The following is a 15,039-nucleotide window of genomic DNA, read 5'->3' on the forward strand; positions in this document are numbered from 1 at the left end:
GCTCTATCATTCCCTAGCGCTAGGGGTCATTGCCAATCATCGTCCCCAGTACTCACCAGATCCCAGGGCACAGTCACCAGGTTATCGCGAATCGGTCGCCGTTGAGGTTCAATTGCTAAACCCTCTGCCCGTAGCATCTCCACAGTTTTGCGCCACCGTATTCGAGGCCCATGCGGGGACCACCCGGCGCAGCGTTGCCAAGCAGAATCAAGGCGCTGGAGAACGTGATAGATTTTTTCACCCGGGGTATTTCGGTGAATCAAGGCTTTAGGTAAACGCTCAGCTAATTGGGAAGGGCAGTCCACATGGTGCGGATCCCAGGCTAATGTCAGGCTTTGAGGGCCGTCTGAGGTAAGAGTCACCCAGCTGCACCGTCGCCCCAATTCATCACAGGTGCCTTCAATATATCGGCCGCCGGGAGCCAGGCTAGAACACACCATTTTCCAGGTGGCAGGAACTTGAGAAACATCATATTGGCGAAGCACATTAAAAGCGCGCACAAGGTGAGGGCGGTAGCCAGCTAGCTCAAATCCGCCAAGTTCAAATCTCACTCCATCTCTGGGCGGAAGAACTCGTTCGGGGGCTATCTCTAGCCCTACAACGTCAATGTCTGGTCGAATTCTCCGTAGCCACCTAGCCCATTCCACGGTGGTGGTATGGCTAGCTCCATAGCCCAAGTCAATGGCCAGAGGGTGGTCTGCAGCTAAGAGTGGGCGTCGGATTTGGTCCTGATACACCATCCACCGGTCACAGCGCCTCAAACGGTTTTCCCCCGTTGTCCCCCGAGTAATCACGCCCACTGCGCCGGGTTGGTGCGCAGTGTCTAGCCGTGCGCGGAGATTGTGGGCGTGATTAGCCATGGATAGCAGGCTGTTTAGAGGTTGTTGTTGATCCATTCATCGGTGAGAGCACCCTCGTTCTCAAAGAGTTCGCCGAGAGCTTCAGCCACTTTTGGCTCAATGGCTGGACCCATGAAGGGGATGTTGACGTTGACCTCATTTTCATAGCCCAAGGTGGTAGAGGTGTCATCACCATGTAGTGTGATAGCGCCTTTGAAATCTACTGGGGTGCCCTTAACGTCGGCGGTGTAGGTGATGTCTGCTTTGCCGTCGTTGAGCGGCTTGACGGTGACCACACGCTTGACCTTGAGTGCCTGAGAGATCATCGCACGGACAGCTTCCGGCAGAATCTCCAGTGGCAGAACTTCAAAAAGGGTAGCGACGGCACCGCCGTTTTCCTCGGTGAATTCATGAACCTCGCCGGGTTCGGGGGAGAGGTGGGCCGCATTGTAGGCCCAGTAATCCGCGTTTGTCAGTGCTTGATGCACCTTTTCCACGGGTTGATTAATAGTTACGGTGTTTTCACTGCGTGTAGTCATGTCCCACAGACTACCGTTAGGGGCGTGGCTGATTCATCTCTGACCCCTTTACTAGAAGACATTGCAGATATCTCAGTGGATTCTGAGGTTTCCTTAGCACAGTTAACTACCCTTCATGTGGGTGCTCAACCACGACTCACAGTGCGCTGCACCACTCCCCAAGCGGTGGTGGACACCGTCACCCGTTTAGATGCTGCTGGGGTTCCTCTTCTCATTCTCGGTGGCGGATCCAATCTACTAGTTGCTGATGACGAACCCCTAGACCTCGTGGTTGTGCGGATAGAGTGCGCCGAGGTTAGTCTTGATCCCCACAGCGGGGTGCTGCGCGCCCAAGCCGGGGCGGTGTGGGACGACGTCGTGGATACTGCCGTCGCGGCTGGTTTGGGAGGAATCGAGTGCCTGTCTGGAATTCCCGGTTCTGCAGGTGCCACCCCGGTGCAAAACGTAGGGGCCTATGGGGTAGAAATTGCGGATGTTTTGCTCCGTGTCGAGCTGCTAGACCGTGCTACGGGTCAGGTGAGCTGGGTTCCGGCTAGTGATCTTGACCTGGCCTACCGCTACTCCAACCTTAAATTCACCTCTCGCGGCGTTGTTTTAGCCATTGAACTACAACTTACCCCGGAAGGTCTCTCCGCCCCCTTACGCTTCGGTGAGCTGGCCCGTCGTTTAGAGGCCCAAGGCCCGGGAGAGCGTCGCCCAGTTGCTGCAGTCAGACAGGCCGTCCTAGAGTTACGCCAAGCCAAAGGTATGGTGCTCATCCCCGGCGATCATGACACCTGGTCAGCGGGTTCATTTTTCACCAACCCGGTTGTTGACCCCCAGCATGCCTCAGACATCCAAGATAAGGTTCGACGCCTGCGTGGCGATGAAGATGCTGAACGCATGCCGCAATTCCCGGCGGGAGAAAACCAACTAAAGCTTTCTGCTGCTTGGCTGATTGATCGAGCCGGGTTTGCTAAGGGATACCCGGGAGAAGGAGCACCGGCACGGTTATCCACCAGGCATACCTTGGCGCTAACCAACCGAGGTTCGGCACACACCGCAGATATTGTGGCTTTAGCTCGAACCATCCGGGATGGGGTGAAAACCGAATTTGGGGTGGTATTAGAACCAGAACCGATATGGCTGGGAGTACATATCTAGGGTCAAAAAACTACTTCTGAAGGATCTCCATGAGCTGCTGGTGGACTTCTCGGCGTCGAATTTTCCCCAGCTGGTCGTGAGCTAGTTCCTCAAAATGATAAAACGTGCGCGGTACCTTATACCGGGTGAGTCGTTCACGGGAGAATTCTTTCAAACCTTCCGGATCCAGGGCGGCGCCCTCATTTAAGGTGATGCAAGCTACGACGTCCTCAGAACCATCGGGCCGGGGTCGCCCCACCACCGCTACTTCACGAACATCTGGATGTGTTGCAATGACTTGTTCCACTTCCGCTGGGTACACGTTAAAACCACCGGTAATAATGACTTCTTTGATACGTGCCACTAGGCGGATAAAACCATCAGGTTCCATGACACCGACATCTCCGGTCCGATACCACCCATCCACAAAGGATTTTTCTGTCGCCTCCGGATTATTAAGGTATCCAGAAAAAACCTGGGGTCCTCGGATGAGAATTTCGCCTTCTGTGCCATCGGGCAAGATCTCTGAGGGGTCATCTGGGTTCACGATCTTGACTTCCGTATCTGGGAAGGGGATACCCACATATCCGGGTCGACGATCAGTGTTCATGGGGTTACCAACAATAATGGGAGAACATTCAGTAAGCCCATAGCCTTCAACCAATAATCCATTGGTGGCTTTTTCCCAGCGCCTAACCGTGGCAGTGGGTAGAGTCGACGCCCCGCAGAAAGAGTTTCTGATTCCGCGGATCTGGATATTCTGCTGTTCTGCTGCATCTAGAATCTTCTCATAAAGGGTGGGGACTCCTGGAACCCAGGTGGGGGTTTCTTTCTTGAGCGCGCTGACAATCAAATCAATGCGCGGGGTCGGTAGCAGCACTAATTCGCCACCAATACACATGCTTAAGGTACACAGCATGGTCATTCCATAGGCATGGAACAACGGAAGAGCCGCCAAAAGTTTTTCGCGTTCATCTCCGAGTCCACGCACCCAGGCTTTGCCCTGCAATAAATTAGCGTAGAGGTTGCCGTGGCTCAACTGTGCGCCTTTGGGGTCCCCAGTGGTTCCCGAGGTGTACAAAATCAGCGCAATGCTGTCTTTACTCACCGTGGGAGCGGGGTCAAGATTATCGCCATCCCCACCAATAGCCGCGGAAAGTAAGACCTCCCACGGCACTGTATTTGGTGCGGGTTCACTCAGTGCTTCACGAGTCTTTTTGATGCCCGGTAGCGGAAGTTTCAACGCTAACTGTTTCACCCGCGGCATCGCGTCAATCATATTGACCGAAACAATCGTTTCCAATGGCGTGGTATCGCGCAAAGAATCCAACATGGTGGCGGACTTATCCCAGGAAATTGCCACTCTGGCACCATGATCAGCATAGAGTCCGCGCAGCTCGTGGGCAGTATATAAGGGGTTGTGTTCAACTACTGTTCCGCCTAGTCGCAAAATCGCCCAGAAAGCCACAATGTGTTGTGGGCAGTTGGGCAGCATAATGGCAACGGGATCGCCCGGGCGGACTCCAAATGCCCGCAACCCGGCAGCGCAGCGTCGAACTTGTTTATCTAACTCCGCGTAGGTCATGGGGCGACCGAAGAAACTCAGCGCCGGACGGTTAGGGTGCTTGGCGATGGTTTCCTCATACATGTCCAGCAATGTGGTTTCGCCATAATCCAAGTGGTGCGGGGTGTGCTCGGCATACAGCTGCAGCCATGCCTTGGTTTCATAGGCGGACATGGGTTCCTTCCCTCGGTTACGCTTACGTAGGTTATCGGGAGAAAGCATACCATCTTCGCTTAGCCGCTCACCTCAATTTGCCCGCCGTCTACCACTAAAGTGTGTCCGGAGATAAAACTGGCGTCATCGGAAAGTAAAAAGGCCGCGGCTGCTGCAACCTCATGGGGACGAGCCATGCGGCCGAGTGGCACCCGTTGAGAAAATCGTCGTTCAGCTTTGTTAGGGTCCTCAGGGCATACTCGTCGCATGGCGGCTTCCGTCATGGCTGTGCGTACCCCGCCAGGAGCTAGGGTGTTGACTCGAACCCCGTGGGGTCCGCCTTCGGCAGCAGCGGCTTTACTAAGCCCCACCACGGCGTGTTTGGTAGCGGTGTAGGCATATTGCCTAGGCCAGCCGCGAAGACCTCCGATGGATGCGGTTGACACAATTGACCCGTAGCCGCGCTGGGCCATGCGCGGCAGCATGTGCTTGATCCCAAAAAACACTCCGTTGAGGTTGACGTCTATGACCGAGCGGAAGGTATCAGCGTTATAGCTCTGTATCTCAGTCAGGGGGCCTTCTATTCCGGCGTTATTAAACAGCCCATCAACGGCGCCTAATTCTTTTTCTGCCGTGTCAATGAATGCCTTCACCTCCTCTTCTTTGCTGACATCGGCAGCCACGCACAGAACGTCGCTAGCTAGATATTGTGCAGCCTGGTCAAGCGCCTCTTCGTTGAGATCCACCAGGCACACCCGTGCTCCTTCGGCGAGGAGCCGCTCTGCAGTGGCTAAACCAATGCCGGCTGCTGCGCCAGTGACGATGATATTTTTTCCAGAAAAACGTGCAGTGCTTGTCATAGCTCTATCATGGCGCAGTTTCTTCGCAGTGTCATGGAAAACCTTAGGATAGTGAACATGCGGCTAGCTATGATTTCTTTGCACACCTCCCCGCTGCAACAACCCGGTAGTGGGGATGCCGGCGGCATGAATGTCTATGTGTTGTCTACCGCCACCCATCTGGCTCGACGCGGGGTAGAGGTGGACATTTTCACCAGAGCTACCCGAAAAGGACAAGGTGAAATAGTAGAAGTAGACCCTGGTCTTCGGGTGATCAACATTGTCGCTGGCCCCTATGAAGGGGTAAGTAAGGAAGCTCTTCCTACCCAGTTAGCGGCATTTGCCGGGGGGATGTTGCAATGGGCACATTGCCACAACGAACGCTATGATCTCATCCACTCCCACTATTGGCTTTCTGGTCAAGTTGGGTGGCTGATTCGAGATTTATGGCGAGTCCCTCTAGTTCATACTGCGCACACTTTAGCCGCGGTGAAGAATGCTCATCGCAGCGCTGAGGATTCTCCAGAATCAGAAGCTCGAAGGATTTGCGAACAGCAACTTGTTGATAATGCCGATGTTCTAGTGGTGAATACCGAACAAGAAGAGGCCGACCTAATTCACCACTACGACGCGGAAGAATCACGCATCCGGGTGATTCCCCCAGGAGCTGACACCGAGCTATTTACGCCGGGAAGTGATCGAGCTACCGAACGCGCACGTCGGGAATTAGGAATTCCACTTCACACCAAAGTCATCGCTTTTGTCGGCCGGCTCCAAACCTTCAAAGGGCCTCAAGTATTGATCAAAGCCGCCGCAGAGTTATTCCGACGAGACCCCCACCAAGCCCTACGAATTGTGATGTGTGGTGGCCCCTCTGGGCAACACGCCACCCCAGAAGAATATCGACAACTTGCCAGTTCCCTGGGAATAGAGCGAAAAGTGCGATTTTTAGATCCCCGTCCGCCAGCTGAGCTCGTCGCACTATATCAAGCTGCCGATATTGTGGCGGTGCCCAGCTACAACGAGTCCTTTGGGCTAGTAGCTGTGGAGGCCCAAGCCAGTGGAACCCCAGTTGTAGCGGCGAGGGTTGGTGGTTTGCCCTTGGCGGTTGCCGATGGGGAAACCGGCATTCTCGTTGCCGGCCATGACCCCCATGATTGGGCAGATGCGTTAGCGGAGCTTCTTGACAATGATGAGAAAAGAATCGCCATGGGTGAGGCAGCGCAACGATGGGCAAGGAAATTCTCTTGGCAGGCAAGCGCGGAGAAACTCGCGGCACTGTATGACGAGGCACTGGCAATGGATGTCGAGGATTGTCCGCAACGCCACGCCCGGGGAGATTAGTGGGACATGCCATATCCGCCCGCGCTGTCACCCTAAAAATGGCATGCTAGAAGTATGAGTAACGGACAACTGATTCTTCTGCGTCATGGACAAAGTGAATGGAATGCCTCGAACCAATTCACCGGATGGGTGGATGTGGACCTCACTGAGAAAGGCCGTGAGGAGGCCCGCCGGGGTGGGGAATTAATCAAGGAAGCGGGGATTCGCCCCAATATTTTGTACACGTCCTTGCTGCGTCGCGCCATCAAAACCGCAAATATTGCCTTGGATGTTGCGGATTTCCACTGGATCCCGGTGATTCGTGATTGGCGGCTTAATGAGCGTCACTACGGAGCTCTACAAGGCCTCAATAAAGCCGAAACCAAAGATAAGTACGGCGAAGAGCAGTTTATGGAGTGGCGCCGTTCCTACGGCACCCCGCCACCGGAACTCGATGATGACAATGAGTACAGCCAGGTTCATGATCCGCGCTACGCCAGCCTAGGCAGCGTCCCCAAGACTGAGTGCCTCAAAGATGTAGTAACCCGCCTGATCCCCTATTTCGAGGAAGAGATTCTACCACGCTTAAAGAACGGGGAAACTGTTTTAGTGGCAGCACATGGTAACTCCCTGCGGGCACTGGTCAAACACCTGGACCAAATCTCTGATGAGGACATTGCCGGGTTGAATATCCCCACCGGTATTCCGCTGCTCTATGAAATTGATGTGCAGGGTGCTGTTCTTAACCCGGGTGGGCGTTACCTCGATCCCGAAGCTGCCGCTGCCGGTGCCGCCGCAGTAGCCGCGCAAGGAAATAAGTAGGACGTAGGGTTTGACTCCACTGTTCGCCTTTATCCTGGGGATTTTGCTCACCGCCGTAGCAGCAAAAGGCTACCGGGTGGTGCGGAAGCGGCTCCAAAGATTCCGCTCCTCAGAAACCTTGGCGCGCAATGAAGTTACCACCGTAAGCCAGGTGCTCCACCTGGCTATCCAAGGATCACCGACCGGGATTACGGTCATTGATCGCTCCGGCGAAGTGATTCTTTCTAACCCCCATGCTCATGACATGGGGGTAGTTCATGAACGAAACCTCAACCCAGAGGTGTGGTCCTGCGCGGAGCACGTCTTTGAGGATCAAGAAACCCGATCCATTGATCTTCGGGTTCCCATGCGGCGGCCCGGTTCGCTAGTCACCGCAGTCAGTGCGGTGATTAAACCACTCACCTTGGTCGATAACCGCTTTGTCATCGTTTATGCGGCCGATGAGTCAGAAAATGTGCGGATGGAAGCGGCCCGACGAGATTTTGTGGCAAATGTGTCGCATGAGTTGAAAACCCCGGTGGGGGGAATGGCGTTATTGGCAGAAGCCGTCGTTGAAGGCTCGGATGACCCTGACCAAGTGGAGTATTTCGGCACCCGCTTGCATAAGGAGGCCCATCGCCTGGCAGACATGATCAACGAGTTAATTGCGCTGTCTAAGCTTCAAGGTGCTGAAGCTCTACCCGATATGGAACCTGTGCCAGTGAGTGAGATCATTGATGATGCATTTGCGCGGAATCAATTGTCTGCTGAAAACGCTGGGATCACCCTCATTAAGGGGCCAGATCAAGGAATCCTCGTGAACGGAGATAAGGCACTCTTAGTCACCGCCTTGGCTAATTTGATTAGTAACGCCATCAACTATTCACCCAACGCCATGCCGGTGTCGGTTTCTCAAAAAACCGCCCCTGATGACACAGTTTTGATTCGAGTCACTGACCGGGGGATTGGCATTAGCCCGGAAAACCAAAAGCGAGTTTTTGAACGTTTCTTCCGGGTGGATAAGGCACGTTCCCGCTCAACCGGTGGAACCGGGCTGGGATTAGCTATTGTCAAGCATGTGGTCGCTAACCACGGCGGAACTATTTCTTTGTGGTCTCGTGTGGGGACGGGATCAACTTTTACTATTAAGCTTCCGATTTATCACCCTGATACCCCAGCGGAGGCTGAGGATTCAGTGGAGGACACCCCATCGCCTATCCGGAAGGCGGTGTCAAAGGTGACTCCCCGGCGAAAGGATAGAAATTCATCATGACCACCATCTTGATTGTTGAAGATGAGGAGTCCTTAGCTGATCCGCTAGCATTCTTGCTACGTAAAGAGGGTTTTGACACCATCATTGCCGGTGACGGTGCGCAGGCTTTAGTGGAATTTTCACGACATAACGTGGATATTGTTCTGCTGGATTTAATGCTCCCCGGAATGTCCGGGACCGACGTCTGCAAGCGTCTGCGGGAAATCTCTTCGGTCCCCGTCATCATGGTCACTGCTCGGGACTCGGAAATTGATAAGGTTGTGGGTTTGGAATTAGGGGCGGATGATTACGTCACGAAACCTTATTCTTCCCGTGAACTTATTGCCCGAATAAGGGCGGTGCTGCGCCGAGGGGCCGATAATGACGCTGCCGATAGTTTTACGGATAATAATGTCTTAAACGCTGGTCCCGTGAGTATGGACGTGGAGCGCCACATCGTCACGGTGGACGGGCAACCGGTGGCTTTACCCTTGAAGGAATTCAGTCTCCTGGAGTATTTGCTGCTGAATGCTGGACGAGTCCTTACTCGTGGCCAACTCATAGATCGGGTGTGGGGTGCGGATTATGTTGGCGACACGAAAACTCTTGATGTGCATGTGAAACGTTTGCGGTCAAAGATCGAACCTAATCCCTCAAAACCGCAATTCTTAGTGACAGTTCGGGGCTTAGGCTACAAGTTTGAAGCCTAAGCTGGAGTTTATTTCTGGTGCTGAGGTTGCGGGTGAGCACTAGATGCCGCCGCCGTGGCTGGATGTTGCTGCCGTTGGGGGAAGTGCTCTGCCCGCTGGGCTAAATGAGCGGCGAGGACATCAAAAGCCGGATCTCCCATCAGGAGGCGTAGTTCAGCTTCTTGGCTTTGCCACACCGGGATGGTGTTGTCGTGGCAGCGCGGATCTGCAGAGCAGTACCAGTCAAAATCTTCGCCGCCTTCGCCCCAGTGGCGGCGATCATACTCGCTAATGGTCGTGCGGAGAATTTCCGAACCATCGGAGCGTTCTTCCCATTCTTCGTGGTGCCGTAGCGGCACTTGCCAGCACACCTCAGGTTTCACGATCCGGAGATCTTCTCCCTCAGCTAACGCCCACTGATGAAGTGCGCACCCCGCCCCGGTAGGCCAGTCGCTGCGATTAGCGAAAATACATGCGCCCTCAATCACGCGAGTTTTTAGAGCCGGTTCAGGGTTTCCCTCGTCGTCATCTAATTCATCCCATTCCAACCACGGTTCCTCTGGCACACCCTGCTTGGGGGTAGCAAAGGCAAAGTGGCGAAATTGCCAATACTTCGCGGGGAGGCGTCGAACAGCCTCAGACAATTGGTCATGGTCTTCTTCATCGGCGAGGAAAGCTCCATGAACGCAGCACCCCACATCCGGGTGGGTTGAGTCAATTCCAGGACAGGTGGGGGAACCAAAATGGCAGCGCCAGTGGGATTCCAACCAGGTCAGGTCAATGCTGAAAATGTGTTCTGGATCCGCAGGATCAATAAACTCAAACCATTCTCGGGGGTGGTCCGGGGGCAGTTCGCGCCCGTGCAGAATAGCTTGGGCGGCAGGGGAGTGGGTTGGAAATCCCAACGGGATTAGTGTTGACGACGGGTGGTTCACACTTGCACACGCTAGACCGTCTACCCTGAGAGTGTGCGAATAGGTGTATTAGATGTGGGCAGTAATACTGTTCACCTCGTGGCAATTGATGCCCGACCAGGCGGACACCCCACGCCGATGAGTGATTGGAAAACTTCTCTGCGGCTGGTGGAACTTACTGATGCCCAAGGAGCTATTCATAATAAGGGATTACACAAACTCACCGATGCGGTGAAGGAAGCTGCTGAGTTGGCTTCTACCTTGGGCTGTGTCGAGATGATTCCCTTTGCGACCTCGGCGGTGCGTTCGGCAACGAACTCTGATGACGTGCTGCGCCATGTTGCCAAAGAAACCGGTATTCGCCTGGAAGTTCTTAGCGGGGAAGAGGAAGCGCGCCTGACGTTCTTGGCTGTTCGCCGTTGGTATGGCTGGTCTGCAGGACAAATCACCAATCTTGATATTGGTGGTGGTTCCCTAGAAATCTCCGCCGGAGCCGATGAAGAACCCGATATGGCGTTTTCCTTAGACCTTGGTGCGGGTCGCTTAACTCACCAGTGGTTTGATACTGATCCGCCGGAACGGAAGAAAATTAAACTTCTTCGCGACTATATTGATGCCGAACTAGCTGAACCAGCGAAAAAGCTGCGGACGTTAGGGGAATCTCGCTTGGCGGTGGGGACATCGAAGACGTTTAGGACGTTGGCGCGCCTCACGGGTGCCGCACCTTCTTCAGCAGGACCGCATGTCACACGGACATTAACTGCGCCGGGATTGCGCCAGCTGATAGCCTTCATTTCACGAATGACTGCCGCTGATCGAGCAGAACTTGAAGGGATCAGTAGTGACCGGTCCCATCAGATTGTGGCGGGTGCATTAGTAGCTGAGGCTAGTATGCGGGCACTAGGTATAGATAAGCTAGAGATCTGTCCGTGGGCTTTGCGCGAGGGAGTAATCCTACGGCGGATAGATAAAGGACTGGGACAGGAAGGATCCGACAATGAGTGATCGACAGCTCACCGTGGCAGAACTCCTCGCTCGGGCCGGGAAAACCGAGGGAACGAAAGATGCCCCTCGGCGGCGTCGGCGGAGCCTGGAAGAAGGCGGTATTTCGGTTGCCGAGCTCACCGGATCAATTCCCCGGGTGAAAGAAAAACCTCAGGAAGCGCGCCATAGTAGTAGCCCTATTGACGGCCCTGATGAACAGAAGGCCGAGGGGTCGACGCCCCCGGCAGTCGCGGAATCGCCGCCACAGTCTCAGGCTGAGGCCACTAAGGAGAAGGAAGCCACCGAGGTACAAGACAGCCGGAAAGCAGAAGCTAGTTCGGAAGTAGCTGAGGAAAAAGCTCATTCTCCGGTGGAGTCGACGGTTGCAGAAGCCTCTGAAGCGCAGGAACCTGCTGAGAAGGTCAACACAGATACTGTCGTGGATACTGCGCAGCCTGACAGCGATGACGTGCCGGCAGAGGAAAAAACCGGGGTTATCCCTACCGTGGCTGAGCCAGTAGCGGAAAAGACCGAGTCAGAACCGGAATATGCTTTCTTTGATGAGAACGGTGAGCAGGTTTCTCACCTCCCGGCTCACAAAGACGATGAGGTTGACTCTGTCGACGAGGAGGAAGAAGGCCAAGGTTCTTGGTTAGCTACCGTGGGTTTGGCCGTGGTGGGCATCGTCCTTGGCATTGTGGTTTTCCTGGGGTTCCAGCGGTTGTGGAATAGCAGCTTGAACCATATCTTGGTGGCGGTGATGGCTGTGGCTGTCACCGCGGTCATGGTAGCTATTGTTCATGCGCTAAGAACTGCACGTGATGGGTTGAGTATGGCGCTTGCCGCGATAGTGGGGTTGTTGATGACTTTCGGTCCGCTACTTATCACCCTGTTTTAGGCGAAAGCCCCTAAAAAACTTAGCCTACCGGGATTGATCCTGGTGGGCTTTTAGTTATGGTGTGTTCTATGAGCACAATTGCAGTTCTTGGATGCGGGAAAATCGGTGAGGCTTTGGTATCGGGGCTCGTGAAGTCCGGGACCGCAGCGTCGGATGTCATCGCTACTAATCGGAATGCGCAGCGAGGCGCGGAGCTCCATGAGCGCTACGGGGTGAAGGACGAACAAGACAACACCCGGGCCGTAGAACGGGCCAAGGTTATTTTTCTCTGCGTCAAACCACCGCAGATCGTGCCGCTTCTCAATGAGATTTCTAGAGCTTTAGATGACAATGATGAAGACAGCATTGTGGTGTCTATGGCTGCGGGAGTCCCCATCGCTGATATGGAGGAGGCATTACCGGCTGGAACCCCAGTAATTCGGTGTATGCCCAATACCCCCATGCTTCTGGGGGCTGGAATGAATGCTGTTGTCCGGGGTCGTTATGTCAATGATGACCACCTCGCCACTGTTACTGAGCTGCTCTCCGCAGTAGGGGAAGTCCTTGTGCTGAAAGAGTCTCAGATTGATGCGGCAGGGGCGTTATCGGGTTCTTCTCCGGCTTATGTGTTTCTTATGGCCGAAGCAATGATTGAAGCCGGGGTGGAACAAGGATTAGCTCGAGCTGAGGCAGAACAACTCACTATTAGTGCTCTTGCTGGGGCAGGAGCAATGCTCAAGGAGTCTGGAGAAGGTCCGGCGACGTTAAGGGCAAATGTGTCTTCCCCTGGAGGGACGACGATGGCTGCGCTCCGGGAATTTGAGGAGTCTGGTTTTCGGGGCATGTTCTTCCGAGCTATTGAAGCGTGCACTCGCAAAGCAGCTCAGTTATCTAAGAAATAGCTGGGACCCCCGATTCTGGGGGGATGAAAGAAGTGTGAGTGGCGCTTGTGATGCAGGCTAGCTCATGGGGAAGTAGTTACTCATGGGTAAGTCGCACCAGTCACAGCATTCACGCTAAGCTAGTTCCGGCACGTACGTGACACAACTGTAGGAGGGGAAGCCTACAGCGCGGGCGTCGCTGAAGGGTAAAGATAATATGCTGAATGAAAATAAAGGTAAATTCGTGACAGTAGCGGAAGTTGCGGAAGCCATGCGCGTATCCAAAATGACCGTTTACCGCTTAGTTCATTCTGGAACTTTGCCAGCTGTCCGAGTTGGTCGCTCATTCCGTGTCCCAGAACAAGCCGTCAATGACTATCTTGAGCGCTCTGTTTATGACGTCGGATAAAGGCCCAGGCATCCAGCTGGTCATACCGCCGAGAAAACCCGCACCCACTTCTTCCTTGATCTAATTCAGCAGAAGAAAGGCTGCGGGTTTTTCTCTTTCCCTCCTTGGGCGCTATGCTAAGGGGCATTCGTGTCGTTTGGTGCCCGCCGCCCCCGGAGGTGCGCACTCCGCCTGTGCTCGGCGGTGGAGAAATCAGCGGCAAGTTTGTACGTACAAAAAGAAACAAGGAAGTGAGCGAGGAAACCTTATGGGTTCTGTTATTAAGAAGCGTCGTAAGCGTATGTCGAAGAAGAAGCACCGCAAGATGCTGCGTCGCACCCGGGTACAGCGCCGCAAGCTCGGCAAATAATACGCAGCTTCATAGCGCGCTCACCGCGTCGTACACCCCACATAGGAGGGGAGACGGCGCGGTTTTCCCTACTCTATACTCAAATAGGGAGTGGATAATTCAGCTGGGTAGAAAGGTCATCAGTCGATGCACTGGACTCGACTTCAAAAGGCGGCTTTAGGCTTTAATCTTTTCCTTGGCCTGATCATCCTCCTGCTTGGCCTAACCCGGCTCATTAGCGTGGACACCACAGTCACCGGCATTCTCATTGTGGTGTTGTTGAGCATTGTGGGATTGGTTCGCGGTAAATTCTGGGGCCTATAGTCACGGCACCCAAGGCTCGGCTTATCTGCGAGCATAGGGCCGGATCAACTGATAAAGCCGCCAGCCACCGACACTGAAACCAGCGGTCATTAAGGCGGGTAAACCCCAGGTCCGAATGGCTTTTCGTAGACTACGATAATCATGAATTGCCCAACCCTGTTGACGAGCAGTTCGTTTTAGCGCCCGATCTGGATTCACCGCCACGGCAGTTCCCACCATGGTGAGCATCGGTAAGTCATTAATGGAATCCGAATAGGCCGTGCACCGAGACAGGTCCAACTTTTGTAAGGCAGCGAGGGCTGCCACTGCGTGACGTTTGCCGGAGCCGTGCAGAATATCTCCCACCAGGCGGCCGGTGAACACCCCATCTTCTACTTCGGCCACGGTGCCTAGCGCGCCGGTAAAACCAAAGCGGCTAGCTAGGATCTGGGCTATTTGAACCGGGGTGGCAGAGACCAACCACACTTGGTGTCCTGCAGCTAAATGCGCTTCTGCCAGTTCCCTGGTCCCCGGCCAGGCGCGCCCTTCCATATGGGTATCGACGATTTCTTCGCAGAGTTCCTCAAGGTCGCTGACTTTACGACCCTTGATAAATTCCAAGGCTTGGAGCCGGCCCTCAGCCATGTCTTCGGCGTTTTCTTTTCCGGTGAGGCGGAACCGTAGTTGTTTCCACACGATAGGCAGGATGGTGCGGGGACGGAGATAACGTTTTCGGGCTAGGCCGAGTGCGAAAACGATGAGTGAGGAACCTCTGACTAGGGTGTTATCGACATCGAAGAAGGCGGCTACGTGATTGTCCTGGGGGATGGTGGGATCTGGGTGGTTGAGGCGGAACCCGCCAGCGGCTTGGATTGAGCCGCTGACCGAATCAACCCCGGAAGAAAACTCATCGAGTTCCAGATCGAAAGTGTCTTTAATGGCTTGAGCAGCAGCAGCTTCTCCGGCTTGGCGCTGGGTAGATTCCGCCACCGGAGGCAAGGCAATATCCTCAATGAAGCGACGTAAATTGCCGCGACTCAGGCTCCAATGGGCCAGGAAATCTTCGGGGGTTCCACGGAACGGGGAACTGTTGTGTGGGAAGCTCAACCCAGGTACTCCTCAGCAGCTCGCTATGTCCTATGTCGAAGTAAAGCTGGTGACTTGTCTATCCTAAGCCTTGCAACTCGGCTTCGCCTGATGTGGATAATGTGCTGGGCAAAAG

General features: G+C 54.4%; 17 protein-coding genes. 11 read left to right on the top strand and 6 right to left on the bottom strand.

The window, feature by feature from the left end; translation table 11 throughout:
* Window positions 1-26: 26 nt before the first annotated feature.
* On the bottom strand, window positions 27-860 hold the full coding sequence (locus GP475_RS01815) for a class I SAM-dependent methyltransferase (RefSeq protein WP_187974961.1): 834 nt from the start codon (window positions 858-860) through the stop codon (window positions 27-29).
* A 14-nt stretch (window positions 861-874) separates the two neighbouring features.
* Entirely contained in the window at window positions 875-1,378 is a 504-nt protein-coding gene (locus GP475_RS01820) for a DUF2505 domain-containing protein (protein ID WP_187974962.1), read from the bottom strand.
* A gap of 24 nt (window positions 1,379-1,402) precedes the next feature.
* Between GP475_RS01820 and GP475_RS01825 the strand changes: the two genes are divergently transcribed.
* Entirely contained in the window at window positions 1,403-2,521 is a 1,119-nt protein-coding gene (locus tag GP475_RS01825) for a UDP-N-acetylmuramate dehydrogenase (RefSeq protein ID WP_262485218.1), read from the top strand.
* A 10-nt stretch (window positions 2,522-2,531) separates the two neighbouring features.
* Here GP475_RS01825 and GP475_RS01830 read toward each other — a convergent pair whose 3' ends face one another.
* Together GP475_RS01830 and GP475_RS01835 are read right to left on the bottom strand one after the other, a co-directional pair.
* Entirely contained in the window at window positions 2,532-4,238 is a 1,707-nt protein-coding gene (locus GP475_RS01830; protein WP_187974964.1) for a long-chain-fatty-acid--CoA ligase, read from the bottom strand.
* Between the two features lie 59 nt (window positions 4,239-4,297).
* Entirely contained in the window at window positions 4,298-5,077 is a 780-nt protein-coding gene (locus tag GP475_RS01835; protein WP_187974965.1) for an SDR family NAD(P)-dependent oxidoreductase, read from the bottom strand.
* A gap of 57 nt (window positions 5,078-5,134) precedes the next feature.
* On the opposite strand from GP475_RS01835, the gene mshA reads away from it, so the two are divergent.
* The 4 genes from mshA to GP475_RS01855 are packed head-to-tail and all read left to right on the top strand — an operon-like array spanning window position 5,135 to window position 9,142.
* Window positions 5,135-6,400 (top strand): D-inositol-3-phosphate glycosyltransferase, encoded by a 1,266-nt coding sequence (gene mshA, locus GP475_RS01840; protein ID WP_187974966.1) that lies wholly within the window; start codon window positions 5,135-5,137, stop codon window positions 6,398-6,400.
* 54 nt (window positions 6,401-6,454) lie between these two features.
* Window positions 6,455-7,201 carry a phosphoglyceromutase gene (locus GP475_RS01845; RefSeq protein WP_187974967.1) on the top strand — a complete coding sequence of 249 codons (747 nt, stop codon included), beginning with the start codon at window positions 6,455-6,457 and terminating at the stop codon, window positions 7,199-7,201.
* Window positions 7,202-7,211: 10 nt separating this feature from the next.
* On the top strand, window positions 7,212-8,453 hold the full coding sequence (locus GP475_RS01850; RefSeq protein ID WP_187974968.1) for a sensor histidine kinase: 1,242 nt from the start codon (window positions 7,212-7,214) through the stop codon (window positions 8,451-8,453).
* Complete coding sequence (locus GP475_RS01855; protein ID WP_187974969.1) at window positions 8,450-9,142, top strand: response regulator transcription factor; 693 nt, start codon at window positions 8,450-8,452, stop codon at window positions 9,140-9,142. The genes GP475_RS01850 and GP475_RS01855 overlap by 4 nt, the downstream gene beginning before the upstream one ends.
* An 8-nt stretch (window positions 9,143-9,150) precedes the next feature.
* On the opposite strand, the gene GP475_RS01860 is transcribed toward GP475_RS01855, so the two are convergent.
* A complete protein-coding gene (locus tag GP475_RS01860; RefSeq protein ID WP_187974970.1) occupies window positions 9,151-10,056 on the bottom strand; it encodes a hypothetical protein in 906 nt (301 codons plus the stop codon).
* Between the two features lie 33 nt (window positions 10,057-10,089).
* Between GP475_RS01860 and GP475_RS01865 the strand changes: the two genes are divergently transcribed.
* The 6 genes from GP475_RS01865 (at window position 10,090) to GP475_RS01890 (ending at window position 13,838) form a co-directional block, all read left to right on the top strand.
* Complete coding sequence (locus GP475_RS01865) at window positions 10,090-11,040, top strand: Ppx/GppA phosphatase family protein (RefSeq protein ID WP_187974971.1); 951 nt, start codon at window positions 10,090-10,092, stop codon at window positions 11,038-11,040.
* Complete coding sequence (locus GP475_RS01870; protein WP_187974972.1) at window positions 11,033-11,917, top strand: hypothetical protein; 885 nt, start codon at window positions 11,033-11,035, stop codon at window positions 11,915-11,917. The genes GP475_RS01865 and GP475_RS01870 overlap by 8 nt, the downstream gene beginning before the upstream one ends.
* Before the next feature lie 68 nt (window positions 11,918-11,985).
* Entirely contained in the window at window positions 11,986-12,798 is an 813-nt protein-coding gene (proC, locus tag GP475_RS01875; RefSeq protein WP_187974973.1) for a pyrroline-5-carboxylate reductase, read from the top strand.
* 196 nt (window positions 12,799-12,994) lie between these two features.
* Window positions 12,995-13,186, top strand: a complete 192-nt coding sequence (locus tag GP475_RS01880; protein WP_187974974.1) for a helix-turn-helix domain-containing protein — start codon at window positions 12,995-12,997, stop codon at window positions 13,184-13,186.
* Window positions 13,187-13,433: 247 nt separating this feature from the next.
* Window positions 13,434-13,535, top strand: coding sequence for a 30S ribosomal protein bS22 (locus GP475_RS01885; RefSeq protein ID WP_003855542.1), 102 nt, complete (start codon window positions 13,434-13,436; stop codon window positions 13,533-13,535).
* Window positions 13,536-13,661: 126 nt separating this feature from the next.
* A complete protein-coding gene (locus GP475_RS01890) occupies window positions 13,662-13,838 on the top strand; it encodes a hypothetical protein (protein WP_187974975.1) in 177 nt (58 codons plus the stop codon).
* Between the two features lie 21 nt (window positions 13,839-13,859).
* Here GP475_RS01890 and GP475_RS01895 read toward each other — a convergent pair whose 3' ends face one another.
* A complete protein-coding gene (locus tag GP475_RS01895) occupies window positions 13,860-14,924 on the bottom strand; it encodes an HAD-IB family hydrolase (protein WP_187974976.1) in 1,065 nt (354 codons plus the stop codon).
* Window positions 14,925-15,039: the final 115 nt, after the last annotated feature.

Origin of the sequence: Corynebacterium poyangense (genome assembly GCF_014522205.1) — a bacterium.
In the GTDB taxonomy this organism is placed as follows: Bacteria; Actinomycetota; Actinomycetes; order Mycobacteriales; family Mycobacteriaceae; genus Corynebacterium; species Corynebacterium poyangense.

Excerpts from the sequence above, each read along its gene's own strand:
- GP475_RS01855 (WP_187974969.1), top strand. The coding sequence starts at position 8,450 with ATGACCACCATCTTGATTGTTGAAGATGAGGAGTCCTTAGCTGATCCG.
- GP475_RS01880 (WP_187974974.1), top strand. The coding sequence starts at position 12,995 with ATGCTGAATGAAAATAAAGGTAAATTCGTGACAGTAGCGGAAGTTGCG.
- GP475_RS01820 (WP_187974962.1), bottom strand. The coding sequence starts at position 1,378 with ATGACTACACGCAGTGAAAACACCGTAACTATTAATCAACCCGTGGAA.
- mshA (WP_187974966.1), top strand. The coding sequence starts at position 5,135 with ATGCGGCTAGCTATGATTTCTTTGCACACCTCCCCGCTGCAACAACCC.
- GP475_RS01870 (WP_187974972.1), top strand. The coding sequence starts at position 11,033 with ATGAGTGATCGACAGCTCACCGTGGCAGAACTCCTCGCTCGGGCCGGG.
- proC (WP_187974973.1), top strand. The coding sequence starts at position 11,986 with ATGAGCACAATTGCAGTTCTTGGATGCGGGAAAATCGGTGAGGCTTTG.
- GP475_RS01845 (WP_187974967.1), top strand. The coding sequence starts at position 6,455 with ATGAGTAACGGACAACTGATTCTTCTGCGTCATGGACAAAGTGAATGG.
- GP475_RS01885 (WP_003855542.1), top strand. The coding sequence starts at position 13,434 with ATGGGTTCTGTTATTAAGAAGCGTCGTAAGCGTATGTCGAAGAAGAAG.
- GP475_RS01890 (WP_187974975.1), top strand. The coding sequence starts at position 13,662 with ATGCACTGGACTCGACTTCAAAAGGCGGCTTTAGGCTTTAATCTTTTC.
- GP475_RS01815 (WP_187974961.1), bottom strand. The coding sequence starts at position 860 with ATGGCTAATCACGCCCACAATCTCCGCGCACGGCTAGACACTGCGCAC.
- GP475_RS01835 (WP_187974965.1), bottom strand. The coding sequence starts at position 5,077 with ATGACAAGCACTGCACGTTTTTCTGGAAAAAATATCATCGTCACTGGC.
- GP475_RS01830 (WP_187974964.1), bottom strand. The coding sequence starts at position 4,238 with ATGTCCGCCTATGAAACCAAGGCATGGCTGCAGCTGTATGCCGAGCAC.